Below are 23,929 nucleotides of genomic sequence, written 5' to 3'. Positions count from 1 at the left end.
CTCAATTTTCCGCCGGCTGGTCCGCGCTGGCGGTGCCGGAAGCGTCCGGCAGAGCCGGGGAAGCGGATTCCGCGGAAGCGCCGGACTCACCGGAGGAAGCGGAGCCGGTCAAAGCAGCGGACGGGGCCCCGCTCACGGCAAGGGCGGGGGCGGCAGCCGGAGTGCGGCTTGTGGAGCCGATGGAGACGGCGGGCACACCGCGCACCGAGCCCGCAAAGACCAGCAGAGGGAACACCAGCCGGAACGCGGCGGAGAGCAGATCAAATTCCCCATAAAACGCCAGCACGGCCTCGCTTGCAAGCTGGCAGACCATCAGGACGATCGCCACAATCATGCAGAGCCTGCGCCGCTGCACCTTGGAGCAGAAGCGCACCGCCAAAATGCCGCCGATCAGCGAGACAACGGAGGTGGCCGTCATGATGGCCCCGGCGCGGATCGCGGACTCGGCCATGGCGCTGGTCTGTCCGGCGGGCAGGAAGGCCGCCATCTCCGGTGAGGAGAGCGCCGAGCCGCCTACAATGCTCAGCGGCCCTGCCAGGACGCCAAGGGCGGAAAAAATGATGAGCAGGATCCCGCCTGCTTTGATAAGGCCGCTGCCGGGAGCCGCGGCCGGTTTGATGGTTTCCATACAATCTGCCTCCCTGAGTCCCGTAAAGGGAAAAGTGCGGGGCGCCGCCCCGGTGTTTGGATTTATCATAGCAGAATTTTCGCCGCGTGAAAAGGGATGCGCCTTGTTTCGGCAAGAAATTTGCGGCAGCTCCCTCTTATTCTATTGATTAAAAGCGGAAAATATCCTATAATGAATGATGCAAACCGGCAACCGGCACGGCCCGCGCTGGGAAATGGCCCGCGCGGGCGGCTTTCAAGCGGCTGGCTCCGCCCGGCCGGGAAGTTAAAACCGAAAGGAGTACCAAGTATGAATTATTCCCATGAAGTGGAAAGAATGTGTACTGTGACCAAGGGTCCCCACCACGGTCCCGCCCCGATCCCGGAAGAGGGAAAATGGGTCAAATCGTATGACATCAAGGATATCTCCGGCCTGTCCCACGGTGTGGGCTGGTGCGCTCCCCAGCAGGGCGCGTGCAAGCTGACGCTGAACGTGAAGGATGGCATCGTGCAGGAAGCCCTCGTGGAGACGCTGGGCTGTTCCGGCATGACCCACTCCGCCGCCATGGCCGCGGAGATCCTGCCCGGCAAGACTCTGCTTGAGTGCCTGAACACCGACCTCGTGTGCGACGCCATCAACGTTGCCATGCGCGAGATCTTCAAGCAGCTCGCTTACGGCCGCAGCCAGACGGCTTTCTCCGAGGGCGGCCTGCCGATCGGCGCTTCCCTCGAGGATCTCGGCAAGGGCCTGCGTTCCCAGGTCGGCACGATGTTCAGCACCGGCGCGAAGGGCGTCCGCTACATGGAAATGGCTGAGGGCTATGTCCTGAAGATGGCTCTCGACGAGAACGACGAGGTCATCGGCTATAAGTTCGTCAAGCTCGGCAAGATGCTTGAGGATATCCGCCACGGCGTGGATCCTAAGGAAGCCTTCGAGAAGAACGTCGGCCAGTATGGCCGCTTCGACGGGGCCGCCAAGTACATTGACCCCCGCGAGGAATAATGCTGACAAAGCAAGAAGAAGGAGGACAAAACTATAATGGCTAACGATGTGATGTTTGAAGGCAAAGAGAGAAGAATGGCCAAAATAGAGAAGTGTCTTGCCGAGTATGGCCTTGCCAGCCTCGAGGACGCCCGTGATCTCTGCCTCAGTAAGGGTATCGACGTAGATAAGATTGTCAAGGGCGTGCAGCCCATCGCTTTTGAGAACGCCTCCTGGGCTTACACCCTGGGCAGCGCTGTCGCGCTGAAGAAGGGCGTTTCCTCCGCCGCTGAGGCCGCCGAGGCGATCGGCATCGGCCTGCAGGCGTTCTGCATCCCCGGCTCCGTCGCGGAGAACCGCAAGGTCGGTCTCGGCCACGGCAACCTGGGCGCCATGCTCCTGCGCGACGAGACGAAGTGCTTCGCTTTCCTGGCGGGCCACGAGTCCTTCGCCGCCGCTGAGGGCGCTATCGGCATCGCCCGCACGGCGAACCGCGCCCGCAAGGAGCCCCTGCGCATCATCCTGAACGGCCTGGGCAAGGACGCCGCTTACATCATCTCCCGCATCAACGGCTTCACCTATGTCAAGACCGACTATGACTTCTACACCGACGAACTCAAGATCGTCGAGTCCAAGGCCTTCTCCGAGGGCGAGCGTGCCGCCGTGAAGTGCTACGGCGCGAACGACGTGCTCGAGGGCGTGGCCATCATGAAGCAGGAGGGCGTGGACGTGTCCATCACCGGCAACTCCACCAACCCGACCCGCTTCCAGCACCTTGTCGCCGGCACCTACAAGAAGTGGGCGCTGGAGAACGGCAAGAAGTATTTCTCCGTGGCTTCCGGCGGCGGCACCGGCCGTACGCTGCACCCGGACAACATGGCTGCCGGCCCCGCCTCCTACGGCCTGACCGACTCCATGGGCCGTATGCACGGCGACGCCCAGTTTGCCGGCTCTTCCTCCGTGCCTGCGCACGTTGAGATGATGGGCCTGATCGGCATGGGCAACAACCCGATGGTCGGCGCGACCGTCGCTTGCGCCGTGGCTGTGTACGAGGCCTGCAAGTAAGCCTTTCAAAGCTCCGGGGGCGGGGCGCGGTTCCTTTGCCGCGTCCCGCCCCCTTTTTGTATTTTCCGCTTTTTGCTTTGGTCCTCTTTTTCGCCTTGCGGCAGCGCTCCGTTTCCTGTATGATAGAAAACAGGCTGTGCGGAAAAATTTCATTTTTTTCGTGAAACTTTCTCTCCGCCTGCCGCGTCTTTCCTAATATCACAAGAAAAATACACCGCATCCCTGCATGCGGAAAAATACGGAGCTTGAGGTGTGAAGCAGTGAAGGTTCAAAGAGAAAAGCATTATAAAAAGAAAAATCTTCTGCGCCGGCGGATTTTGATCGTCTGTTCCGCTGTCCTGATTATTGCCGCAATCGGAGGAGGCGCCGTGCTGGCGGGAAGCGCGCTGGCACAGAGCATTGTCGCGTCGGATGCTTCGTCCGCCGCGTCCGCGCCGCCGTCCTCGCAGGACCAGGGAGCTGCCGCGTCGGGCGGTGAATCGTCGCAGGCCGCGCCGGAATCCACCGGGGATACCGCTTCACAGGCGGACGCGAGCGAGCCGGTTGTGTCCGATGCCCCCGTCTCCGAAGCCGGGACGGATTCCTCTGCGCCGCAGGCCGTGGAGCCCGGAGATTACAGCGACGCTGCGTTTATCGGAGACAGCCGTACCGAAGCGCTCAAGACCTACGGCTTGCTGAAAAACGCAACGTATTACACCTATAAGGGACTCAAGGTGGACACAGTGTTTACCGAGCCGTGCATCGACGAGGGCGGCACCAAGATGACCGTCATGGACGCGATCTCGCTGCATCAGTACAACCGGGTGTATATCAGCCTTGGCGTCAATGAGCTGGGCTGGGTCAGCACCGATATCTTCATCGAGGATTACGGCAAGATCATCGACACGCTCAAGGAGACACAGCCGAACGCGACGATCTATGTGCAGGCGATCCTGCCTGTTTCCCAGAAGAAGTCGGAGCAGGATAAGATTTACAACAATCCCCGCATCAATGAGTTCAATACTCTCCTGGAACAGATGGCCGCCGACAAGGGCGTTGTCTATCTTTCCGTGAACACCGCCGTGATGGACGAGACAGGCAGCCTGCCGGTGGGCGCTTCCACGGACGGCGTGCATCCGAATATCGACTATTGCCGCAAATGGGTGGCGTACCTCGATGAAAATTCCTGAAATTTTAATTTTGCCAATATTATAAAGACAGAAAGGCGGAAACCAATATGAAGCTTCGTTTTCTGAAAAAAATTGCCGCGGCGGCCGCGGCTTGTGTCCTTGTCTTTGCTCTCGCGTCCTGCTCGTCCAATGAACCGGCGGGCGGAAACACGGATGTCACCCTTGACCCCGCCGCGCTGGCAGACAGCCTCCACGACGGCCTGACCTTCCAGGATCAGCTCACAGCGCTGGAAGGCGATGCGGCCATGGGGATTTACAGCTTGGATAATACGACAGTAGCACAACTGAAAGTATATGTCAGCACCGGCGCGACGGCGGAGGAGATCGCCGTGATCGAGACGGTAGGCGGCGACGCGGTGCAGACCGTGCAGGACGCCATGGAGAAGCGGATCGAGGATCAGAAGGCCGCGTTTGAGAATTACCAGCCGAAGGAGATGACGAAGCTGGGCGATCCGCTTCTGGAGACGCGCGGTAAGTATGTGATTCTCTGCCTTTCCGACGATAACGACGCTGCCCGGGCGATCATCGACGAGGCCGCGGGGGCGTAACGCGGAGAAATGGCACACAACTCCCTCGCCCGGTTTCAGGCGTATGTGGAGGAACACCAGGCGGAGCTGTACCGCCTGGCATACAGTTACCTCAAAAACAGGGAGGACGCGCTTGACGCGGTGCAGGAGTCGATCGTCCGGGGGATCGATCATCTTCCCTCCCTGCGGGATGAAAGCCGTCTGCGTGTCTGGATGACACGGATTCTGGTCAACGAATGTCTTTCGCGGCTGCGGCGGAAGCGTCCGAGCGTTCCGCTTGAGGAATGGGACGGCGCGGAGCCGGAGCACGACCGTGACGAGATGTGGGATCTGCGCCGCTCGCTCGACACGCTCGATCCGAAGCTGCGCACCGTAGTGGTTCTGCGCTTTTTTGAGGACAGAAAGCTGGAGGAGATTGCCCAAATCACCCATGCGCCGCTGAGCACCGTTAAAACGCGCCTTTACAGGGCGCTGGCGCAGCTGCGCCTGCATTTAACAGAAGAGGAGGCGTTGTCATGAAAACAGACAGAGAGAAGCTGGAAACGCTCAAACGGGAATATATGGAAACCCCGATTCCGCCGGAACTGGAATTTGCCGTGCGCGCGCCTTTTCTGAAAAAGAAGAAAAGCCGTCTGCCGCAGCAGCTTTTGTGCCTGGCGGCAAGCGTGTGCGTTCTGTTTGTGGCTGCTCTGAATCTGAATCCTGCCTTCGCGGCGGCAGCGGCCCAGGTCCCGGTGATCGGCAGTATGGCGCGCGTGCTCACCTTTACCGAATATCACATTGAGAGCGATAGCCAGCTGCTCAACGCCCGTGTGCCGGAGATCGACGGGACCGATTTCCCGGATCTCGAGGAGCGCATCAACGAGGAGATCCAGCAGAAGATCGACGCGGGGATGGCACAGGCACAGGAGCGAGCCGCGCAGGAGTATGACGCATATGTTGCCACGGGCGGAAACCCGGATGAATTTATCCCGGTCACAATTACCTTTGACTATGAAGTGAAGTCCTGCACGGATGATATCCTGTCCTTTGAGCTTCAGCGCTTTGAGGTGCGCGCCAGCTCGTTCACAGAGCTGACGTATTACAACATCGACCTGAACACGGGCGAATCCATCACGCTCGAGGATCTGCTCGGCCCGGATTGGAAGGACAAAGTAAACGCTGTGGTCAACACGGCGATCGATGAGCATCCCGAATTCTATTTCGCCAAGGATCAGGGCGGCTTCACCGGCGTTTCGGACAGCCGGCGCTTCTACATCAACGAAGCAGGAAACCCCGTCGTCGTGTTCCAGAAATACGAAATCGCCCCCGGCTCCTCCGGCGTCCTCGAATTCGAAATCCCAGATTGAATCTGGACACAAGACGCGCACGCGGCGTACCGCCGCCCGGCCCGCAGAAATACGTCGCCCCCTTGACGGCCTGTACCGCCAAGGGGGCTTGTTTTGTGTCCCGCGGCCCAGCCACGGAAAAGCACGGCAGGTGTGCTGTAATTTTCAGCTTTCAGATGATTGACGCGCAGGTTTTCGCCGCGCTGCCGGGATACGCGAAAAAATCCGCATGCCGCTGAAAACAGCAGCCAACCTTCCCAGCCCCTCCGTGACAGAAACGCGGGCAATACAGCAAGACCCTCCTGCGACGTGAGATCGCAGGAGGGCCGGCGTCTTTCCATAAGCCGGGCGGCGGGTACGCCGCTTGCGCGAATTGCGTGCAGGCTCAGCCTGCTTATTTGCAGAAGTGGTCGATGTAGCTGTCGATGGCCTGCTGGATGACTTCGATGGCGCGTTCGCGGCCGTTTTCCTCGTTGACGACGGTTTCCTTGCCCTCGAGCGCCTTGTACACGCTGAAGAAATGCTTCATTTCCTCAAAGATGTGGGGCGGCAGCTCGCTGATGTCGTGATACATGTTGTAGGTCGGATCGTCGAAGGGGATGGAGATAATTTTCTCGTCGCGGCGGCCGTTGTCGAGCATCGAGATCATGCCGATCGGATACGCATGCACAAGCGTCATCGGGGCCACCGGCTCGGAGCAGAGCAGCAGCACGTCGAGCGGGTCAAGATCGTCGCCGTAGGTGCGGGGGATAAAGCCGTAGTTGGCCGGATAGTGCGTGGAGGTGTAGAGGATGCGGTCCAGCTTGAGCAGGCCCGTCTCCTTGTCCAGCTCATACTTGTTCTTGCTGCCCTTGGAGATCTCAATCACGCACATGTAATCCTCGGGTGTGATGCGTTTGGGGTTGATGTCATGCCAGATATTTGTCATTTTTGATTTCTCCTTCCGGCGCGCCCGCGCCAACTTTCAAAAGCCTGTGCTTTTTTAAACTTTTCTACTCCTACTATACTCTGTTTTCACACACCGCGCAACTGTTCTTCTCCGCCGGTTGACGGGAAGGATTCAGCGCGGCGCGCGCCGGGACAGCTCCATCGCCGCCGCGCGCAGGCGCGGGTAAGCGTAGGAGAAGAACTGCCGGTAGGATTCGCAGAAGAAATTCCGCTGGAAGGAACCGTCCTCGCGGCGCGGTTCCCGGTAGCGCTTGCAGCCGTTTCCGCACAGCCCGCGCCACTCGCAGGATTTGCACTCCTCGTCCGGCACCAGCGACTCTTCAATAAAGCGCAGCTCTTCGCGCTTCTGATAGATCTCCTCAAAGGAATTGTCGTTGACATTGCCGAGAGAATAGCGGTCCGTAACGTAGAAATCGCACGGGTATACGCCGCCGTCGGCCTCCACCACGTTTTGCAGGCTGCATACGCCGGACATGCCGCAGGATTCCGGCGGGATGCCGAGCAGCATCTGCACATAATTGTCAAACTGCCGGATGCTCACAAACTCGCCCTTTTCGATATCCTGCCACCAGCAGTCGAACAGGCGGCAGAGAAAATCCCCGTATGCCTTCGGCGTCAGCGAATAGGGGTGCGAGCCGGGCGTTTCACCCAGCGGATCCAGGCACGGGATGAATTGCAGATACCGCAGCCCGCGCCGCCGGAACGCGCCGTACACCTTGCCGATGTTCCGTGCCGTGCGCGCGTGTACCACCGTGAGGATATTGAAATCCACTCCCTCGCTTTCCAGCAGCTCAATCCCATGCTGGACGGCAGAATAGGAGCTTTTCCCGGCCTTGGTCAGGCGGAATGCGTCGTTCGTCTCCTTCGTTCCGTCGAGCGAAACGCCCAGAAGAAAACGGTTTTCGCGGAAAAACTGCGCCCACTCGCGCGTGAGCAGCGTGCCGTTTGTCTGCAAAGCGTTGTGCACCGGCAGATGACGGGTATTGTATTTTTTTTGAAGCTCCACCGAAAGGCGGAAAAAATCAAGGCCGCGAAGCGTCGGCTCCCCGCCCTGGTATGCGATCGTCACATCGTGCTCCGCGAAGGAGAACACGCGGCGCATCATGTTGTCCAGCGTTTCCTCGGTCATCATGCCGTAGGAGGCTTGCTCGCGCTTCTGTGTCAGGTCGCAGTAAAAGCAGTATTCACAGTGCAGGTTGCACTGGCCCGAAGCTGGCTTTACCAGCAGATTGATCGGCGGCAATGTGTTCACGTCCTTCCCCGAAAGTAGTATTATTATACCCCGCTTCGGAAGGACGGTCAATCCTTACGCCTTGTGCTCCGCCTCGCGCTGATATTTCATCCGGGTTGCCATGCCGCCGCGAATGTGGCGCTGCGCCTTGTTCACGTCGAGAATCTGCTTGACGCCGCGGTATAAAGCCGGATCGATGTTTTTGAGCCGCTGCGCCACGTCCTTATGAACCGTGCTTTTGCTGATCCCGTACCGCTTGGCGGCCGCCCGCACGGTGGCCTTGTGCTCCAGGATGTAATTTCCCAGCTCCACGGCCCTTTCTTCCACTACGACGCCTTTCAATGGCAACGCCTCCCCAAGTCTCGTTTGTCCCATGTATATGCGGGGAGAGGGGGAGGTATGCGGGAAAGCGGGCGAGGGAAAGAGCGAACGCAGAAAAGCGGTTGAGCAGGGTGATTCAGTCAGAAACGACGATGTTGGGATTGTGTTCCCGGATCCACGACAGAACCGGGGAAAGCTCGTCCTGATGCCTGCCGCTGAATTCCAGCGAATGGCGGCGGCCCGTGTCCGTTTGGAGCACCAGCGTTGTGACAAAATAGAGGGCTTGCTTTCCCCGCATCGTCTGGGCGCTCGTGATGCTCTCCATCGGGATCAGGAAAAGCTTTCCTCCATACCGGCAGATCAGGCAGTCCGGGAAAAGATGAACGTCGCCCGAAAACAGCTTGTAAATGGGATGCGGCCTGGCAAAGGAAAGCCAGATTTTTTCCTTGCGCTGGTCCGGCAGCTTTTCAAGCGTTTGCCGGAACGGACGGGATCCCATGAAAAATGCCCGCAGGATGGCCACAAAGAACAGCGCCACGGGGATCAGGAAAGAAAACCAGGGAAGCGCCCGTATGCCGGCCAGATATCCCAGCGGAAACAGAAGCAGAAAGCAGCAGATGATAATGCGCTTTTCCTCCTGGATGCAATAGTTCATGACCGGATTCGTGAAGCGGGGCTGTGTATGGGGGTAGGTGTGCTTCGGTTCCGTTTCGGACTTGGAAGGTTCCTGTGAGGCCTGGAAATTGGGGTTGTTCCCTTTGAGCAGAGAAAGGCGAATATGGCCCATGTTGTCCAGAAGAGCCAGATAGGAAGCGTTTGCCTCAGCCGTCAGCGAAAGACGGTTGGCTGTCGAGGAACGCCCGTCGCTGTCCTTGGCGTGAGACAGCATGAGGTTGACGGAAACCGGGCCGGGCGCGGCGTAAAAGGCAAGCCCGCGTTTCCCGTCCGGCCGCTGGGAGGCCGGAACCGGGAAAGGAGAGGAGGCCTCTCCCTCCAGTACGTTGAGCACCGCGCGCGAAACGGGCTTATCCTCCGCCGCCAGAAGGATCAAAGCCGCGTCCGGGTGCCGGCGGATAAATTTTTTGCTTTTTTGGTGGGTGCGCCACTTGTCAATCTGAATAATTAAAAACAAAAGAAATACCAGAACCGCCAGAATGATGATAATTTCCGTGGTGGACAGCGGTTTGTCCATCCATTCCCGAATGGCGTTCATTTGATGTTCTCTCCCTCCAACGGTGATGCTGTGCGTCAGCCGGAAATGCCAAACAGCTCGCGCGCGTTGCGCACGCCTGCTTCCAGCACCTCGGCGGCGGTGATGCCGCGCACCTCCGCGATTTTAGCCGCTGTGTAGGCGATCATCGTAGAATCGCACCGCTTGCCCCGGAAGGGGACGGGCGCCATGTAGGGGCAGTCGGTTTCCGTCAGCAGGCGGTCCAGCGGCACCTCACGCGCGACCTCCAGCGGAACACGGGCATTCTTGAACGTGACGGCCCCGCCCAGGCCGATGTACAGGCCAAGGCTGACGGCTTCCCGCATCATCTCCACGCTGCCGGAAAAGCAGTGCAGCACGCCGCGCGGGCGGTGGCGGCGGAGCAGTTCCATCGTGTCGCCGTGCGCGTCGCGGTCGTGGATGATGACGGGCAGATCATGAGCGGCAGCCAGCTCCATTTGTGCGGCGAAGGCGGCCTGCTGCACCTCGCGGGGGGCGTTCTCCTTCCAGTAATAGTCCAGCCCGATCTCCCCCACGGCAACGGCCTTCGGATGGGAGAGCAGCTGTTCGACCTGCTTCAGCCAGTCCTGCGGAGCGTCCAGAAGATCCTCGGGATGCAGGCCGACGGCGGCGTACACGTGCGGATAGCCCTCCGCCAGCGCGATGCTGTCATAGCAGCCCTGCATGCTGGCTCCGCAGTTGATAATGCCGCACACGCCCTTGTCCGGCAGGGAAGCCACAACCTCCTCGCGATCCGCGCGGAAGGCGTTGGCATCATAGTGAGCGTGGGAATCAAAAATTTGCATGGGAGTTTTCTCCTTTCCCGGCAGAAATGAAAAAGCGGGGGACAGCCCGCCGCTCCTGTCCGGGTTCTGCGGTGCGGCTGTCCTCCGCGTATGGTTTGGGTCAGTGAATGGACGATCCGGCGGGCACACCCTCCAGGAAGATGACGCGCACATCGTCCTCACCCGCGTCGGCGGCCAGGATCATGCCCTGGCTCTCCACACCGCAGAGCGTGGCGGGCTTGAGGTTTGCCACCAGCACAACGGTGCGGCCGATCAGATCCTCGGGCTTGTACCATTTCGCAATGCCGGAGGCCACGGTGCGCTCTCCTTCGCCGTCGTCGAGCGTCAGCTTCAAAAGCTTCTTGGCCTTTTTGATCGGCTCGCAGGCCACAACCTTCGCGGCGCGCAGCTCCACCTTCGCGAAATCGTCAATGCCGATCTGCGCCAGGCCCTCGATCTTCGGCTTTTTCTCCTCCGCCTTTTCCTCCATCGGGTTCGGGATCAGGGCGTTGAGCTCCTCGATCTCCTTGTCCACATCGATGCGCGGGAAGAGTGTTTCGCCCTTCTCCACCACAGCAGAGGCGGGAGTCACGCCCCACACGGCGGCGGACTCATACGTCAGCGACTCCGCGGAAAGGCCGAGCTGCTTCTGGATGCGCGGAGCGGTGTCCGGCAGGAAGGGGGTGATGAGAATCGAGACAATGCGCAGGGCTTCGCACAGATTGTACATCACGGCGGCGAGACGGTCGCGTTTTGCTTCGTCCTTGCCGAGCGCCCAGGGCATGGTCTCATCAATATATTTGTTGCTGCGGGCGACAAGCTTCCAGATTTCCGTCAGCGCGGCGGAGAACTGGTAGCCGTCGATCGCCTTGTCGCACTTTTCGCGCAGGGCGGAAGCCATGGCGATCAGCTCCTCATCGATCGGCTCGCTCTCGCGCTGCTCCGGGATATGGCCGCCGAAATATTTCTGCACCATCGCCGTTGTGCGGGAAACGAGGTTGCCGAGGTCGTTCGCCAGATCCGAGTTGATGCGGGCGATCAGAGCCTCGTTCGTGAACACACCGTCCGCGCCGAAGGGGATCTCGCGCAGCAGGAAGTAGCGGATCGCGTCCACGCCGTACCGCTCGCAGAGGATATTCGGGTCGACGACGTTGCCCTTCGATTTGCTCATCTTTGTGCCGTCGCCGAAGAGCAGCCAGCCGTGGCCGTACACCTGCTTCGGCAGCGGCAGATCGAGCGCCATCAGCATGGCGGGCCAGATGATCGTGTGGAAGCGCACAATTTCCTTGCCGACAAAATGCACGTCGGCAGGCCAGTATTTCTTGTAATCGGAATCGTCGTCCGAGCCGTAGCCCATGGCGGTGATATAGTTGGTCAGCGCATCCACCCACACATAGACAACATGCTTTGGATCAAAGTCCACCGGGATGCCCCAGGTGAAGCTTGTCCGGGAGACGCACAGATCCTGGAGGCCCTGTTTGATGAACGCGATCATCTCGTTCTTGCGGCTTTCGGGCTGAATGAATTCCGGATGCTCCTCATAGAGCTTCAAAATGCGGTCGGCATACTTGGAGAGACGGAAGAAATATGCTTCCTCCTCGGCCCACTTGACCTCGCGGCCGCAGTCCGGGCATTTGCCGTCCTTGAGCTGCGTTTCGGTCCAAAAGGACTCGCAGGGGGTGCAGTACCAGCCGTCGTATTTTCCCTTGTAGATATCGCCGCGATCGTAGAGTTCGCGGAAGATCTTCTGCACGGCCTTGACGTGGTAGTCGTCCGTGGTGCGGATGAAGCGGTCGTTGCTGATGTTCAGCAGCTTCCACAGCTTCTGGAAGTTGGCCACAATCTTATCGACATACTGCTTGGGGGTCACGCCCTCGGCCTCGGCCTTCTGCTCGATTTTCAGGCCGTGCTCGTCCGTGCCGGTGAGGAACATCACGTCATACCCCTGCATTCGGCGGTAGCGGGCGATCGCGTCGCTGGCCACGGTGCAGTAGCTGTGGCCGATGTGCGCGTTGCCCGAGGGATAATAGATGGGAGTCGTGATGTAGAACGTCTTTTTCTCCATAATGATGAACCCTCCAACAGATCGGAATTTTTCCGGGGATGCGGACGCGGCCCGGCGAAAGGAAACAGCCGGGCCGCGGAACTCGGTAACTTCTTCTATTTTACAATAAATCCCGGCGCGGTGCAAGAGCACGCCGCAAAAATCGGGTGAAATGGGCCTTATTCCGTGGGAGCGGATGTGCCGTACAAAAATTCCCGCAGCAGGCGGCTGTTTTCCTCCACGTCCACACCGAGCACGCGCGCGCCGCTCGGGAGCGTGAGATCCTCATACGTCCCGTCATTCGGCACATGCATCGTCACCTGCTCATAATTGAGCACCTGCGGAGCAATTGACGCGAGATAGAGGATGTCCGTATCGGAAAGATTCGTTGTGACGTAGGGGAGATAGTCGAAGGCGACAGTGCTCATTTCCGTGATGCCAAGCTGCTTGAAGCGTGCCAGCATCGCCTCCACCACCTGACGCTGGCGGCCCGTGCGGCCGAAGTCGCTGTCCGTGGCGCGGATGCGCGCATAATAGAGAGCTTCCTCGCCGCTGAGATGGTTCACGCCCTCCGTCCAGTGGCTGCCGATGTTTTTGTTGCCCTCGGCGGCGACGGCGGCGTTCATATCAATGTCGATACCGCCCATTTTGTCAATGACGGCGGCAAAGTTTTCGAAATCAATCTCAATATATTTGTCGATGTTCACGCGGAAATTGTTTTCGAGCGTCTGCATCGTCAGTGCCGCGCCGCCGTTGGCATAAGCCGCGTTCAGGCGGGACTGGCCGACCGTCGGAATCTCAAGGTACATATCCCGCAAAAACGAGGTGAGCTTGAGCTGCTTGTTTTTCGTGTCGATGGAGACGAGCATGGACGTGTCCGATCGGCTGGACATGCCGTCGTCGCCCTTATCCTTGCCGATCAGCAGGATGTTGATGACGCTCGAATCCTCCAGCACGCTCCACGCGGGCGCGGCGCTCGGCTGTTCCTCATACTGCTTGGTGTCGATCTCCGGCCGATCCAGCCGGGACAGCGCCAGGGTAAAGCCGAGATAAAACAGTGCGCACAGTGTCAAGAGCACCAGGATAACGGTAAAAAAGCGCTTTCCGGCGCTTCCCTTCTTCTTTTTCTTCTTCTTTTTTTTCGCGGTGTGGGAGGCTGTGGAAACGCGGCGGTCACTGCGGCTGTAGATATCGCGGTCCACATAATGATAACGGTCGATTTCCCCGCCGCCTGCCCGTCTGGGACGCTGCGGCGGCCGGGAACGCGATCCGGTTTGTTTTCCTGCCATTTTTTCTTCCTCCGTTTCCCCGGCGGGCCGTTTCCCGTCCTGTGGGATACGGTTTCCATTCTAGGGGATTTTATTCCGAAAGTCAAGCGAACACAACGCCATAAGAGTAAGACGCACAAGCCCCCGCAAAAGGTTTCAGGAAAAGGAAAACAGATTGTCACAAATTTAAAAAAGTGCAAACATGAAGTTTTCGCCAGCCTTTTACAAAAGGCTGCGGGGTTTGGGGCAGAGCCCCATAAAAATTTTGCAAAGCCGTAGAAAAGCTAGAAAAAAGAGCGCAGCGATTTTTTCGGACCTCCACATAAGGCTCAAGATTTAAACGCTTTGCTAAACCGAGAAACTCTTTTCCAAGCTGGCTTGATCTTTACCGCAGAAAAATGCTACTATAAAAAATAAGAGAAGCCGGCTGGGGAGAAGTGTCGGAAAACGCCCCCTGTGTGGCTTTCAGAAAGGCGGGAAAACAATGAGCAAGCCGAAAAAGGGCGCGGCGGTCCCAGTGAGACGGCGCCATGTGGATAAGCGCACGCTGTTTGTGCGCATTGTGGCGGGAGCGATCGCCCTGCTGATGCTGGGTTCGATTGCCCTCTCCGCGGTGTTTCTGTGAAAAAGCACACGGGCGGGAAGGTGTCGGAAAGCGCCGGAGAAGTCCATGTGCAGATGAATAAGGAGGAAAAAAGATGCGTTATAACATTGTAGGAGAACCGACCCCTGTTGTCATCTGCGATCTCGAAGTGGGAGAGTCCATGATCACCGAGAAGGGTTCCATGGTCTGGATGAGCCCGAACATGCGCATGGAGACGGGCTCCAACGGAGGGCTGGGAAAAGCCTTCGGCCGCCTGCTTTCCGGTGATTCCATGTTCCAGAATTCCTTCACCGCCGAGGGAGGCCCCGGCATGATTGCTTTTGCTTCCAGCTTCCCGGGAGCGATCCGTGCGGTGGAGATTACACCTGAGCGTCCCGTCATTGTGCAGAAGAATGGCTTTCTGGCTTCGGAACGCGGCGTGGATCTCTCGATCTTTTTCCAGAAGAGGGTGGGCGCGGGCTTTTTCGGCGGCGAAGGCTTCATCATGCAGAAGCTGTCCGGGCAGGGCCTCGCGTTCCTCGAGATCGATGGGTACGCTGTGGAGTATGATCTCGCTCCCGGCCAGAGTCTTGTCGTTGACACCGGCAACCTTGCCATGTGTGATGCGACCTGTTCGATCGATGTGAAGGCTGTCAAAGGTGTGAAAAACATGCTGTTTGGCGGCGAAGGAGCGTTCAACACCATCGTCACCGGCCCCGGCCGCGTGCTTTTGCAGACCATGCCCGTCAGCGGCGTCGCCGCAGCTCTTGCCCCCTTCTTCAACACAGGGAGCAATTAAAAGGGATTCTGCAAAACCTTAAATATGCAAGAACCGAAGGGTTTGAAGTTGTTGCCATTCAAACCCTTCGGTTTTTATTGTTTCTAAAATAAACAGCTTCCAGGAGGGGATCGCATGGATACCATTTCAGCTGTACGCAACCGAAAAGAACACTTGACAAACAGGAAAAAAAGCGTAAACTAAGTAATTAGTTACCTATTGAAAAAGGAAGCAGGAGTGTTTGGTTATGATGCCATTTGGTTTGAAAATCGCCATCATCAATCGGGAATTTCGCAAGAGGTTGGATGAGAAAGCCCGCGATATGGGGCTGACGTCGGTGCAGCTGCGCATACTTGGCTCTATCAGCCGTCTGGAGGCCGCCGGGGAAACCGAGATCCATCAGAATGATTTGGAGCGGCTGGAGCATATCACTCATCCGGCCATGACAAAGCATATCCAGCATTTGGAGCGAAAGGGAGTTGTCCGGTGTGTTCCCAGTGAACAGGACAGGAGATACAAAAAAATTAGCTGCACAGAACAGTCCGCGGGAATTCATCAAATGATTCTGGAACACGACAGGGAAGTTTTTGAAGAATTATGCGCAAGCCTGACGCAGGAACAGCGGCAAATCCTCAATCAGCTGACCGATATCATTGTAAAAGGCATTGATACAGAATAAACGGTGTGCTCCGTGCAGTATGCTGAAAGCCTTCTTTCAGTCTGCTGCATTCTTTCTGTCTTAATAGGTAACAAGTTACTTTATTCAGGAGGTATGTATTCCCATGGAAGCAGTAGTGTCCGAAAAACGGAGCCCCTTTGCCACGGAGCCGATCGGAAAGCTCATTGTTAAGTTTGCCGTCCCCAGCGTGATTGCGCTGCTGGTCAATTCCCTTTATAACATTGTCGATCAGATTTTCATCGGCAACGGTGTGGGGTATCAGGGCAACGGAGCCACCAATATTGTATTTCCCATCACCATCATCGCTCTGGCCTTGGCCATGATGATCGGCAACGAAGGTATTCATCCACGCGGATATCGCCTTCCGTGCGGAACGCATTGTCAAGGTGTACGGTGAGCGGGAGGAATCTCCCGAGCAGCGGATTCGGGACAAGGACAAACGCCGGGCGGCCTATCACCGGTTCTATACCGATATGAAATGGGGCCATGCACAGAACTATGATCTCACGCTCAACAGCGGAACCCTTGGGATCGACCGGTGTGTGGAGATCATAAAAGGAATTTATTAAGACCGGATTTTAATTTCACACTTGGATTCCATCACGTCGGCGTCATGGAGGATCTCGCCAATCTCATCCGCCTCAATCACGCCGGAACGCGGGCTGCGCACCGATTCAATGCGGCCGTTGACGGTGGCGTGAACGTTGGAATATTCAAACGAGAGATCCGTGCCCTCCATCGTGCAGTCGATGAGGCGCAGGTTTTCGCAGTAGCACAGCGGCTGGGTGCCGATGATATGGCAGCGGATGAGTGTGAGGTTCTGCGAAAACCAGCCCAGGTATTCGCCGCGCACGATGCTGTCCTCCACCGTGACGCCGCAGCTGTGCCAGAAGGCGTCCTTGGTGTCCAGGTTGGAGTGGCTGATATGTACGCCGTTTGTGTACTGGAAGGAATATTTGCCGTGCAGCTCCAGGTTTTCGATCTCAATTCCGCTGCTGTCGAGCAGGAAATATTCCGATGTAATCACGTTGTCCCGCAGGGCAAGGCCGCGGCACTTCCAGCCAAATTCCGGGGAGGTGATCCGGCAGTTCTGCACCTGGATGCTGCCGCACTCGCGCAGGCATTTTACACCCTCGATCGTGCAGCCGTCGATCATGCCCTCGGAGGCATACCAGATCGGCGCGCGGGTGCCGCCGTCGAGCACGGAGGAGGAGAGCGAAAAGCCCTTTGCGTGCCACAGCGGGTAGCGCAGGGAGAAATGGCAGTCCGCCACCTCCACATCGCGCGGCTCCTTGAGGGCGGATTCTCCGTCCGCCGGGCCTGCAAACGTGCAGCGCTCCACGCGCGTGTTCATCAGATGGTACAGCGCGCGCTCCTCGTCAAATGTTTTTCCTTCGATGGTTTTTGTTATCGTCATGCGTTGTCCGACCTCTTTTGCTGTTGTGATGATCCCAGTATAAGATATGGAGTGCACTCCAAGTCAAGAGGATCCCGCGTTTTTTATAAAATTTTTCCTTCGGGGTCCCGCCGGTATGCCGAGGGCGTTTGTCCTGTCTTGCGGCGGAAGAGGGAGGAGAAATAGTGCTCGTCTGAGAAACACAGCCGGAAGGCGATCTCCCGCACAGGCAGGGCTGTGCCGCGCAGAAGCAGGCGCGCTGTTTCCAGGCGGCGGGAAAGCAGATAGCGGTAGGGCGTTACGCCGAAGCGTGCCGAAAAGACCCGCGTGAGCTGGGAGGGGGACAGCCCCACGGCGGCGGCCAGATCGTCCACCGTGACCGGCTCATACAGCGAGCGGTCCAGCAGCTCCCGGGCCTGCTCCGCCGGGCCGGGCGGGCTGTCCGGCAGGATGGAGAGGGAAGCGCGCACGCGAGAAAGGATGTCGTGCAAAAGGAGGGAGCAGCGGCGCTCGAGCTCCCACGGATCGGCGGGCGGCCCGGCGCAGACGGAGACAAATTCTTCAAACAGCGGCAGCAGCGGGCAGGCGGGCACATGGTACGTCTCCCCCAGCCGGTACGCGCGCAGCAGATCGGCGCACAGCGTACCGCGCACGTTCATCCAGATTTTTTTCCACGGATCGGCGGGATCCGAGCGGTAGCGGTGGTGCAGGCCCATAGGCAGCAGGTATACGTCTCCCGCCTGCGGATCGAACGACCTCCCTCCCACTTCGACATGGCCGCGCCCCGCGATCACATATTCCAGGCAGAGCACCGGCGAGCGGTCGCGGTCGATCCGGTAGCGCGGATCGGGGTATGTGATCCCCGTCAGCTCCACAAAGAAAGCGTCCGGCTCCGGGAACTGATCGGGCAGGAAGCTGAGAAGCTTTTCCCTCATGCGTGAAATCCTCACTTTGCTGCTTTTTTTCTGTATTGGCACGGCACGTGCGCGGCGGTATACTAAGGGCAGAAATTAAGGGCGCGGACGCGCCCGCAATCGTTGTGCGACCAAGGAGGAGCAGGCAATGGAAAACAGAATCCCAAGACCGGAACATCCCCAGCCGCAGTTTGAGCGGAAGAACTGGGAAAATTTAAATGGCGAGTGGCAGTTTGCTTTTGATTTTGGCATGAGCGGGCTGGACCGCCGGTTTGAGGAGCGCGAAGCGCTCGACCGGACAATCACCGTCCCGTTCTGCCCGGAAAGCGCTCTCAGCGGCATCGGATACAAGGACTTTATCCCCGCTGTGTGGTATCTGCGCACATTCTCCGTGACGAAGGAGCAGCTGGCCGGGCGTGTGCTGCTGCACTTCGGCGCGGTCGACTATGAATCCCGCGTGTTTATCAACGGAAAGCCGGCGGGCACGCACCGCGGCGGCTATACGTCGTTCTGCTATGATATCACGGAACTGTGCGCCGAGGGCGAAAACCGCCTGACCGTCTACGCCGCCGACGACAACCGCCACGGCGCGCAGCCGCACGGCAAGCAGAGCGAGCTTTTCTATTCCCACGACTGTGACTACACCCGCACCACCGGCATCTGGCAGACGGTGTGGCTGGAGTTTGTGCCGTTTTCCTACATCAAGTCCGTCCAGTATTTCCCGAACATCGCCGCCGGGACGCTGACGGTGCAGGCTCAGCTGTGCGGGGCGGGAGAATTCTCCGTGCAATCGTCGTTTGAGGGCCGTCCCTGCGGGGAAGCCAGTGTGCGCGCCGAGAACGGCACGGCCTGCGTGACGATCGCTCTTGCGGAAACGCATCTCTGGGATGTGGGACAGGGCAATCTCTACGATTTGACCCTCCGTTTCGGGGAGGACGAGGTGAAGAGCTATGCCGGCATGCGCGAGGTGCGCATCGACGGCATGCGCGTTTTACTCAACGGACGTCCGGTGTTCCAGCGTCTGGTGCTGGATCAGGGCTTCTACCCGGACGGCATCTACACCGCTCCCGACGAGGCCGCGCTGGTGCGCGACATCGAGCTGAGCTTTGCCGCCGGCTTTAACGGCGCGCGCCTGCATGAGAAGGTGTTTGAGCCGCGTTTCCTCTATCACTGCGATCGTTTCGGCTATCTGGCCTGGGGTGAGATGGCCAACTGGGGCTTGGATCTCGCCGATCCGGCGGCGCTCGAGGCGTTCCAGGGCGAATGGCTTGACGCGGTGACGCGCGATTTCAACCATCCCGCGATTGTCGGTTGGTGCCCGTTCAACGAGACGTGGGACCGCGACGGCAGGAAGCAGATCGGCGCGACGCTGGCCATGATTTACCGTGTCACAAAGCTGCTTGACCCCACGCGTCCCTGCATCGACACCAGCGGCAACTACCATGTTGTCACCGACATTTACGATGTGCACGATTATGAGCAGGATCCGGCTGCGTTCGCGGAGCATTACGAAGCCTTCCGCACGGGCGGAGATTTTTACGATGTGCACCAGCAATACGGCCGTCAGCAGTACACGAAGGGCCTGCCGATGTTTGTCAGTGAGTACGGCGGCATCAAGTGGAATCCCGGCGGGGATGTGGAAAAGGCCTGGGGCTATGGACAGGGCCCGCAGACGGAGGAGGAGTTTATCTCCCGCTACCGCGGCCTGACGGACGCGCTTCTCGACAACCCGAATATGTTTGGCTTCTGTTATACGCAGCTCTACGACGTGGAGCAGGAGACCAACGGCCTGTATACCTACGACCGCAAGCCGAAGTTTGATATGAAGATTTTCGCGGCGATCAACAGCCGCGCCGCCGCCTGCGAAAAGGCGTAACATACAGGCAAAGCCATACCGTGCGGGCATTGTCCCGCCGCTTCCTCCATCATAGCACAAAAAGCCCCTGGGATCCACGCCGGAAAGGCGCGGCCCGGGGCTTTTTGCGCCCCGCGCATTGCGGTCGTGCGGGGGAGATGCTATAATAAAGGAAAAACCTTGCCAGGAGGAGTTTTACCATGAGCAATAAAATAATCGCCGCACAGAATGCCCCCGCCGCCCTCGGCCCGTACTCGCACGCCGTTCTCGCGGGGAATACGCTTTATATTTCCGGCCAGCTCGGCCTGGATCCGGCCACGGGCGCGCTTGCTTCTTCCGTCACGGAGCAGGCGGAGCAGGGCCTGAAGAATCTCGGGGAGATCCTGAAAACCGCCGGGATGGATTACAGCGATGTGGTGAAAACCACCGTGTTTCTCGCGGATATGAACGATTTCGCCGCCGTCAACGAGGTATACGCCCGTTTCTTCACCTCCAATTTCCCGGCCCGCTCCTGCGTGCAGGTGGCCGCTCTGCCGAAGGGTGCGCTCTTTGAGGCTGAGGCCGTGGCCGTAAAGGGCTGAGATGAGAAAACAGGCTGAAGGGAAAAAGCCTGCCCGCCGCAAGCCCGCCGCCCACAGTACCCGCCGCCCGGAACACGCCGCACGTTCCGGGCAGAAGCCGGAGCAGCGCCAGCCCGCCGCCGGTTTTGCCGTGCAGCGTCCCCGGAGCGAGCGGTGCCCCTATTCACGCAAATGCGGCGGCTGCCAGCTTCAGAATCTCGAATACCCGGATCAGCTCCGGTGGAAGCAGCGGCTCATCGAGCGGCTGATCGGCCGGTTCTGTTCCGTTGCGCCCATTTTGGGCATGGATGAGCCGTATCACTACCGCTGCAAGGTGCAGGCGGCCTTCGGCGTGGTGCGCGGAAAATTTGTCTGCGGGATCTACCAGTCGAGCACGCACCACATTATCCCGGTGGACCACTGCCGGATTGAGGATGAGAACGCCGGGCGGATCATCGCGGATATCCGCGCCCTTTTGCCGAAGTTCCACATCGTGCCGTACAACGAGGACACCCAGCGCGGCGTGCTGCGCCATGTGCTGGTGCGCCGGGGCTACGCGACGGGCCGGTATCTGGTCGCTCTTGTCACCGGCACGCCCGTGCTGCCCGCGAAGAACAATTTTATCCGCGCGCTTTTGAAGCTGCATCCGGAGATCACGACGGTCGTGCTGAACATCAACCGCAAGCGCACCAGCATGGTGCTGGGGGACGAGGAGCAGACGCTGTACGGCCCCGGCACGATCGAGGACGAGCTGTGCGGACTTCGGTTCCGCATTTCGGCTTCGTCGTTCTATCAGGTGAACCCGGTGCAGACGGAGCGTCTGTACCGTGCCGCGATCGAGATGGCACAGCTCACCGGCACAGAGACGGTGCTGGATGCTTACTGCGGCGTGGGGACGATTGGCCTGGCCGCGAGTGCAAAGGCGGGGAAGGTGATTGGCGTGGAGCTGAATCCCGCCGCCGCGCGGGACGCTGCCGAGAACGCCCGGCGCAACGGTGTGAAAAACGCGCGCTTTTATGCCGGGGACGCCGGGGAATTCCTGCGGGAGACCGCCGGAGCCGGAGAGAAGATCGACGTGGTGCTGATGGATCCGCCGCGCGCGGGCAGCAGCCGCGAATTCCTTGCCGCCGTCTGTCAGGCCGCTCCCTCGCGTGTTGTCTATATTTCGTGCAACCCGGAGACGCAGGCGCGCGATCTCGCGTATCTCACGTCCCACGGTTACCGCGCCGAGCGCGCCCAGCCCGTGGACATGTTTCCGTGGACGCATCATTGCGAAAATATCGTGAGTCTGACCCGGCGGGAGACAGGGGCAGGGCAGAGAGCGTAACCCATACTGCATCTGATGTTTTCCGTGTTTTCGGCCTGCAAAAAGGCGGAGCTAACCTGTCAAAGGCTGGCTCCGCCTTTTGTTGCCCTGACGATGGACACAGGCCGGGCTGCACCTGTGTCATGCGCCGCAAGCGCTCTGCTTGCAGTACAGTTTCCCGGGGAATAGCTTGCGTGCCGCGGCCAAGTCGTCATAAGGATCGTCCGAGAACGCTTCAATGCTGACTTCTCCATGGTATCCAAGCTGTTCCAAAAGGTAAACAATCGCGATATCTCCCAAATCCGGAACCCTTCTCTCTGCCGGAGACGCCAGGTGCACATGGATCAATTCCTTTGCATGCGCGCACAAGGTTTCCATGCTGTCGTTTTCCAGCACAAAGTGGTAATAATCCAGCATCAGGCGGACATGGGGGGAATCGATGTCCTCCATCAGCTGTATGCTTTCCGTCAGGTTCAGGATCAGGTTGCTTTCCGTGCGGTTCAGAGGCTCCAAAGCGATGGCAATGCCGAGATCTCCCGCGACAGGGGCCGCCTGCCTCATCACCTCCACCACCTGTTGGTATGCTTTTTCATAAGGGAAGCCTGCGGGAATGTTTTTGGCTCCGGAGCTTCCAAAGACTACCTTTTCCGCCCCCAGACGGGAAGCCCGCCGCAGGGAGCGCTCAATATACTGCTGGATGACTGCCGGGGACGCTGTATGCTCACCTGTCAAACGCACGGATTGCGGAAAAAAATTGTTGCAGCTTTTACAGGGGAGGTTCCGATCGTCCAGCTCGTTCACCAGCGAAGAAAATTCGTCCTCGGACAGGTCCATCACCTGCGCCAGGGGAAGCTCCACAAAATCATAGGACAGCTCCTTGAGCATCGGGAGATATTTTCTTCCCACAGGATCCGCTTTATCCGCAAGCACAGCATCCCAGCTTCATAGAGGCTTCACTTCCACATTTCCAAGCTCCTCATAGTATTGCACCAGGGCGCTGTGATCCAGCTTTTCCTTCCCTTCTTCCCGCAGATGCTTCATCATTCCCAGCACAAGCTCCGTCAGCGGAAGCTCCATGCTGACGGCCTGTGCGGCGTTCATCGCGTTTGTCAAATCCTTGATGTGCAGTTCAATGCGGAATCCCGGAGCAAAATTGCGTTGGAGCATCATGGGGGCCTTCGCGTCCAGAACCGTGCTGCCGGCCAATCCGCCGCGCACGGCACGGTAAACGCTGTCGGGGCTTACGCCGGCTTTTGCCGCCAGGGTGAGCGCTTCCGACACCGCCGCGATATTGGAGGCCACCATGATCTGATTGGCCAGCTTTGCCATGTTTCCGCTTCCGATGCCGCCCACCAGCACCACGGACGCGCCCATTTTCTCCAGAATGGGCTTGGCGCGCTCAAACGCTTCCGGCTTTCCTCCGCACATGAAGGAGAGCGTTGCGTCGATTGCCTTGGGTTCTCCGCCGCTGACCGGCGCGTCCAGCATGTCTCCGCCTTTTTTGGCCACTTCCTTTTCCAGCTCCACGGAAGCGGTCGGATCAATGGAGCTCATATCCACGATCAGGGTGCCGGGACGCATGCCTTCCAGCACGCCGTTCTGTCCCAAAAGCACCTCTTTGACATGGGGGGAATTCGGGAGCATCGTCAGAATGAGATCGCAGCATTCCGCCACGACCCGGGGTGAATCGGCGGCCTGCGCCCCGGCTTCCTGCAAAGCCTGAACCGCCGCCGGAACAATATCATAGACACACAGGGAGCAGCCCGCTTTGATCAGGTTCAGAGCCATCGGCTTCCCCATGATTCCCAAACCAATAAAACCGATTTTCATGTTTTTCCCTCACTTCCCAAGCAGCCCGCGCGCCTTGCGGCAGACTGCCTCCGCGTTGAGTCCATAGTATTCCATCAATTCCTCATAGGAGCCCGCGGACTGCCCGAAGGCGTCCATCACCGCCACACAATCCACGGGGATCGTTTCCCTGCGGAAAAGATAGCTGATCAGCATGGAAAGCCCTCCCCTGACGGAGTGCTCCTCGCAGGCGAGCACCGCCTTTTTTCCGGCGGCCTGCCGCATGACGGCTTCCTTGTTCACCGGCTTGATTCCCGGCAGATGGACGACATGCAGGGAAATCCCTTCCCTGTCCAGAATCTCAGCTGCTTTCAGCGCTTCATGAGCCATGATTCCCGTTGTGAATAAAGCAGCTTGGCTTTTTCTCCCGTTTCAGGGGATGTGCTGTTTTCCTGATCAGACGTTCCGCTGGTGCCTCCGCTGGACGAGGAATTGCTGTCAGCGCAGCCATAAAAGCTTCCCATGATCAATCCGCCTGCAAGCAACATTGCGATCGCTTTCTTGAACTTCATCATACAATCCTCCT

The 23,929-nt window shown here is 58.8% G+C and carries 28 protein-coding genes; 14 read left to right on the top strand and 14 right to left on the bottom strand.

Annotated elements, in window-relative coordinates; translation table 11 throughout:
* Position 1: 1 nt before the first annotated feature.
* Positions 2-628 (bottom strand): hypothetical protein, encoded by a 627-nt coding sequence (locus tag B5F35_RS11755; RefSeq protein WP_087241191.1) that lies wholly within the window; start codon positions 626-628, stop codon positions 2-4.
* Positions 629-916: 288 nt separating this feature from the next.
* On the opposite strand from B5F35_RS11755, the gene B5F35_RS11750 reads away from it, so the two are divergent.
* The 6 genes from B5F35_RS11750 (at position 917) to B5F35_RS11725 (ending at position 5,698) form a co-directional block, all read left to right on the top strand.
* On the top strand, positions 917-1,609 hold the full coding sequence (locus B5F35_RS11750; RefSeq protein ID WP_087241189.1) for an iron-sulfur cluster assembly scaffold protein: 693 nt from the start codon (positions 917-919) through the stop codon (positions 1,607-1,609).
* Between the two features lie 36 nt (positions 1,610-1,645).
* Positions 1,646-2,653: a GGGtGRT protein gene (locus tag B5F35_RS11745; RefSeq protein ID WP_087241187.1), complete on the top strand. Its 1,008-nt coding sequence runs from the start codon at positions 1,646-1,648 to the stop codon at positions 2,651-2,653.
* A gap of 260 nt (positions 2,654-2,913) precedes the next feature.
* A complete protein-coding gene (locus tag B5F35_RS11740; protein WP_087241185.1) occupies positions 2,914-3,822 on the top strand; it encodes a GDSL-type esterase/lipase family protein in 909 nt (302 codons plus the stop codon).
* A 47-nt stretch (positions 3,823-3,869) separates the two neighbouring features.
* On the top strand, positions 3,870-4,370 hold the full coding sequence (locus B5F35_RS11735; RefSeq protein ID WP_087241183.1) for a DUF4358 domain-containing protein: 501 nt from the start codon (positions 3,870-3,872) through the stop codon (positions 4,368-4,370).
* A 9-nt stretch (positions 4,371-4,379) separates the two neighbouring features.
* Positions 4,380-4,868, top strand: a complete 489-nt coding sequence (locus tag B5F35_RS11730) for a sigma-70 family RNA polymerase sigma factor (protein ID WP_087241181.1) — start codon at positions 4,380-4,382, stop codon at positions 4,866-4,868.
* The gene (locus tag B5F35_RS11725; RefSeq protein WP_242969502.1) at positions 4,865-5,698 is read left to right on the top strand and encodes a PdaC/RsiV family protein; all 834 of its coding nucleotides are present in this window, start codon (positions 4,865-4,867) and stop codon (positions 5,696-5,698) included. The genes B5F35_RS11730 and B5F35_RS11725 overlap by 4 nt, the downstream gene beginning before the upstream one ends.
* A 373-nt stretch (positions 5,699-6,071) precedes the next feature.
* On the opposite strand, the gene B5F35_RS11720 is transcribed toward B5F35_RS11725, so the two are convergent.
* From B5F35_RS11720 to B5F35_RS11690, 7 genes are all read right to left on the bottom strand, one after another.
* Positions 6,072-6,605, bottom strand: coding sequence for an inorganic diphosphatase (locus B5F35_RS11720; protein WP_087241179.1), 534 nt, complete (start codon positions 6,603-6,605; stop codon positions 6,072-6,074).
* A gap of 132 nt (positions 6,606-6,737) precedes the next feature.
* Positions 6,738-7,877 carry an anaerobic sulfatase maturase gene (locus B5F35_RS11715; protein WP_330396270.1) on the bottom strand — a complete coding sequence of 380 codons (1,140 nt, stop codon included), beginning with the start codon at positions 7,875-7,877 and terminating at the stop codon, positions 6,738-6,740.
* A gap of 54 nt (positions 7,878-7,931) precedes the next feature.
* Positions 7,932-8,198 (bottom strand): sporulation transcriptional regulator SpoIIID, encoded by a 267-nt coding sequence (spoIIID, locus tag B5F35_RS11710; RefSeq protein WP_087241176.1) that lies wholly within the window; start codon positions 8,196-8,198, stop codon positions 7,932-7,934.
* Positions 8,199-8,313: 115 nt separating this feature from the next.
* Positions 8,314-9,390: a hypothetical protein gene (locus tag B5F35_RS11705; RefSeq protein WP_087241174.1), complete on the bottom strand. Its 1,077-nt coding sequence runs from the start codon at positions 9,388-9,390 to the stop codon at positions 8,314-8,316.
* A gap of 35 nt (positions 9,391-9,425) precedes the next feature.
* Positions 9,426-10,193 carry a TatD family hydrolase gene (locus B5F35_RS11700; protein ID WP_087241172.1) on the bottom strand — a complete coding sequence of 256 codons (768 nt, stop codon included), beginning with the start codon at positions 10,191-10,193 and terminating at the stop codon, positions 9,426-9,428.
* Positions 10,194-10,293: 100 nt separating this feature from the next.
* Positions 10,294-12,237, bottom strand: coding sequence for a methionine--tRNA ligase (metG, locus tag B5F35_RS11695; RefSeq protein WP_087241171.1), 1,944 nt, complete (start codon positions 12,235-12,237; stop codon positions 10,294-10,296).
* A 158-nt stretch (positions 12,238-12,395) separates the two neighbouring features.
* Positions 12,396-13,505, bottom strand: a complete 1,110-nt coding sequence (locus B5F35_RS11690) for an LCP family protein (RefSeq protein WP_087241169.1) — start codon at positions 13,503-13,505, stop codon at positions 12,396-12,398.
* A 463-nt stretch (positions 13,506-13,968) separates the two neighbouring features.
* Between B5F35_RS11690 and B5F35_RS18740 the strand changes: the two genes are divergently transcribed.
* The 5 genes from B5F35_RS18740 to B5F35_RS11670 all read left to right on the top strand — a co-directional run bounded on the left by B5F35_RS18740 (position 13,969) and on the right by B5F35_RS11670 (position 16,093).
* A complete protein-coding gene (locus B5F35_RS18740; protein ID WP_162611412.1) occupies positions 13,969-14,109 on the top strand; it encodes a hypothetical protein in 141 nt (46 codons plus the stop codon).
* Positions 14,110-14,182: 73 nt separating this feature from the next.
* Positions 14,183-14,866, top strand: a complete 684-nt coding sequence (locus tag B5F35_RS11685) for a TIGR00266 family protein (protein ID WP_087241167.1) — start codon at positions 14,183-14,185, stop codon at positions 14,864-14,866.
* Positions 14,867-15,092: 226 nt separating this feature from the next.
* Positions 15,093-15,524 carry a MarR family winged helix-turn-helix transcriptional regulator gene (locus B5F35_RS11680; RefSeq protein WP_087241165.1) on the top strand — a complete coding sequence of 144 codons (432 nt, stop codon included), beginning with the start codon at positions 15,093-15,095 and terminating at the stop codon, positions 15,522-15,524.
* A 103-nt stretch (positions 15,525-15,627) separates the two neighbouring features.
* Entirely contained in the window at positions 15,628-15,921 is a 294-nt protein-coding gene (locus B5F35_RS11675; protein WP_442856466.1) for a hypothetical protein, read from the top strand.
* Positions 15,911-16,093 carry a cytidylate kinase family protein gene (locus tag B5F35_RS11670; RefSeq protein WP_242969501.1) on the top strand — a complete coding sequence of 61 codons (183 nt, stop codon included), beginning with the start codon at positions 15,911-15,913 and terminating at the stop codon, positions 16,091-16,093. Before B5F35_RS11675 ends, B5F35_RS11670 begins: the two co-directional genes overlap by 11 nt.
* Here the strand turns inward: B5F35_RS11670 and B5F35_RS11665 are convergent.
* Together B5F35_RS11665 and B5F35_RS11660 are read right to left on the bottom strand one after the other, a co-directional pair.
* On the bottom strand, positions 16,090-16,941 hold the full coding sequence (locus B5F35_RS11665) for a DUF3737 family protein (protein ID WP_087241163.1): 852 nt from the start codon (positions 16,939-16,941) through the stop codon (positions 16,090-16,092). The two genes, B5F35_RS11670 and B5F35_RS11665, sit on opposite strands and share 4 nt — an antisense overlap.
* 83 nt (positions 16,942-17,024) lie before the next feature.
* Entirely contained in the window at positions 17,025-17,855 is an 831-nt protein-coding gene (locus B5F35_RS11660) for an AraC family transcriptional regulator (RefSeq protein WP_087241161.1), read from the bottom strand.
* A 127-nt stretch (positions 17,856-17,982) separates the two neighbouring features.
* Between B5F35_RS11660 and B5F35_RS11655 the strand changes: the two genes are divergently transcribed.
* The 3 genes from B5F35_RS11655 to rlmD all read left to right on the top strand — a co-directional run bounded on the left by B5F35_RS11655 (position 17,983) and on the right by rlmD (position 21,576).
* Positions 17,983-19,710 carry a glycoside hydrolase family 2 protein gene (locus B5F35_RS11655; protein ID WP_087241159.1) on the top strand — a complete coding sequence of 576 codons (1,728 nt, stop codon included), beginning with the start codon at positions 17,983-17,985 and terminating at the stop codon, positions 19,708-19,710.
* 179 nt (positions 19,711-19,889) lie between these two features.
* A complete protein-coding gene (locus B5F35_RS11650; RefSeq protein WP_087241157.1) occupies positions 19,890-20,270 on the top strand; it encodes a RidA family protein in 381 nt (126 codons plus the stop codon).
* Between the two features lies 1 nt (position 20,271).
* The gene (gene rlmD / locus B5F35_RS11645; RefSeq protein ID WP_087241155.1) at positions 20,272-21,576 is read left to right on the top strand and encodes a 23S rRNA (uracil(1939)-C(5))-methyltransferase RlmD; all 1,305 of its coding nucleotides are present in this window, start codon (positions 20,272-20,274) and stop codon (positions 21,574-21,576) included.
* Between the two features lie 120 nt (positions 21,577-21,696).
* Here rlmD and B5F35_RS11640 read toward each other — a convergent pair whose 3' ends face one another.
* Genes B5F35_RS11640 through B5F35_RS18475 form a run of 4 tightly spaced genes read right to left on the bottom strand, consistent with a single transcriptional unit; the run spans position 21,697 to position 23,918 of the window.
* Complete coding sequence (locus B5F35_RS11640; protein WP_087241153.1) at positions 21,697-22,485, bottom strand: sugar phosphate isomerase/epimerase family protein; 789 nt, start codon at positions 22,483-22,485, stop codon at positions 21,697-21,699.
* 12 nt (positions 22,486-22,497) lie between these two features.
* A complete protein-coding gene (gene garR, locus B5F35_RS11635) occupies positions 22,498-23,385 on the bottom strand; it encodes a 2-hydroxy-3-oxopropionate reductase (RefSeq protein ID WP_087241151.1) in 888 nt (295 codons plus the stop codon).
* Between the two features lie 9 nt (positions 23,386-23,394).
* Positions 23,395-23,733 carry a transketolase C-terminal domain-containing protein gene (locus B5F35_RS11630; protein WP_087241149.1) on the bottom strand — a complete coding sequence of 113 codons (339 nt, stop codon included), beginning with the start codon at positions 23,731-23,733 and terminating at the stop codon, positions 23,395-23,397.
* Entirely contained in the window at positions 23,715-23,918 is a 204-nt protein-coding gene (locus B5F35_RS18475; RefSeq protein WP_140401210.1) for a hypothetical protein, read from the bottom strand. Before B5F35_RS18475 ends, B5F35_RS11630 begins: the two co-directional genes overlap by 19 nt.
* Between the last annotated feature and the right edge of the window lie 11 nt (positions 23,919-23,929).

It is taken from the genome of Anaeromassilibacillus sp. An200 (genome assembly GCF_002160025.1).
Taxonomy (GTDB): Bacteria; Bacillota; Clostridia; order Oscillospirales; family Acutalibacteraceae; genus Caccousia; species Caccousia stercoris.
The sequence above is the reverse complement of the archived record's forward strand: the minus strand, read 5'-3'. Positions and strand labels throughout refer to the sequence as shown.

Bases quoted from the DNA above. Each gene is read 5' to 3' on its own strand.
- B5F35_RS11755 (WP_087241191.1), bottom strand. From the start codon at position 628: ATGGAAACCATCAAACCGGCCGCGGCTCCCGGCAGCGGCCTTATCAAA.
- B5F35_RS11750 (WP_087241189.1), top strand. From the start codon at position 917: ATGAATTATTCCCATGAAGTGGAAAGAATGTGTACTGTGACCAAGGGT.
- B5F35_RS11745 (WP_087241187.1), top strand. From the start codon at position 1,646: ATGGCTAACGATGTGATGTTTGAAGGCAAAGAGAGAAGAATGGCCAAA.
- B5F35_RS11735 (WP_087241183.1), top strand. From the start codon at position 3,870: ATGAAGCTTCGTTTTCTGAAAAAAATTGCCGCGGCGGCCGCGGCTTGT.
- B5F35_RS11730 (WP_087241181.1), top strand. From the start codon at position 4,380: ATGGCACACAACTCCCTCGCCCGGTTTCAGGCGTATGTGGAGGAACAC.
- B5F35_RS11725 (WP_242969502.1), top strand. From the start codon at position 4,865: ATGAAAACAGACAGAGAGAAGCTGGAAACGCTCAAACGGGAATATATG.
- B5F35_RS11720 (WP_087241179.1), bottom strand. From the start codon at position 6,605: ATGACAAATATCTGGCATGACATCAACCCCAAACGCATCACACCCGAG.
- B5F35_RS11705 (WP_087241174.1), bottom strand. From the start codon at position 9,390: ATGAACGCCATTCGGGAATGGATGGACAAACCGCTGTCCACCACGGAA.
- B5F35_RS11700 (WP_087241172.1), bottom strand. From the start codon at position 10,193: ATGCAAATTTTTGATTCCCACGCTCACTATGATGCCAACGCCTTCCGC.
- metG (WP_087241171.1), bottom strand. From the start codon at position 12,237: ATGGAGAAAAAGACGTTCTACATCACGACTCCCATCTATTATCCCTCG.
- B5F35_RS11690 (WP_087241169.1), bottom strand. From the start codon at position 13,505: ATGGCAGGAAAACAAACCGGATCGCGTTCCCGGCCGCCGCAGCGTCCC.
- B5F35_RS18740 (WP_162611412.1), top strand. From the start codon at position 13,969: ATGAGCAAGCCGAAAAAGGGCGCGGCGGTCCCAGTGAGACGGCGCCAT.
- B5F35_RS11685 (WP_087241167.1), top strand. From the start codon at position 14,183: ATGCGTTATAACATTGTAGGAGAACCGACCCCTGTTGTCATCTGCGAT.
- B5F35_RS11680 (WP_087241165.1), top strand. From the start codon at position 15,093: ATGATGCCATTTGGTTTGAAAATCGCCATCATCAATCGGGAATTTCGC.
- B5F35_RS11675 (WP_442856466.1), top strand. From the start codon at position 15,628: ATGGAAGCAGTAGTGTCCGAAAAACGGAGCCCCTTTGCCACGGAGCCG.
- B5F35_RS11665 (WP_087241163.1), bottom strand. From the start codon at position 16,941: ATGACGATAACAAAAACCATCGAAGGAAAAACATTTGACGAGGAGCGC.
- B5F35_RS11660 (WP_087241161.1), bottom strand. From the start codon at position 17,855: ATGAGGGAAAAGCTTCTCAGCTTCCTGCCCGATCAGTTCCCGGAGCCG.
- B5F35_RS11655 (WP_087241159.1), top strand. From the start codon at position 17,983: ATGGAAAACAGAATCCCAAGACCGGAACATCCCCAGCCGCAGTTTGAG.
- B5F35_RS11650 (WP_087241157.1), top strand. From the start codon at position 19,890: ATGAGCAATAAAATAATCGCCGCACAGAATGCCCCCGCCGCCCTCGGC.
- rlmD (WP_087241155.1), top strand. From the start codon at position 20,272: ATGAGAAAACAGGCTGAAGGGAAAAAGCCTGCCCGCCGCAAGCCCGCC.
- garR (WP_087241151.1), bottom strand. From the start codon at position 23,385: ATGAAAATCGGTTTTATTGGTTTGGGAATCATGGGGAAGCCGATGGCT.
- B5F35_RS11630 (WP_087241149.1), bottom strand. From the start codon at position 23,733: ATGGCTCATGAAGCGCTGAAAGCAGCTGAGATTCTGGACAGGGAAGGG.
- B5F35_RS18475 (WP_140401210.1), bottom strand. From the start codon at position 23,918: ATGATGAAGTTCAAGAAAGCGATCGCAATGTTGCTTGCAGGCGGATTG.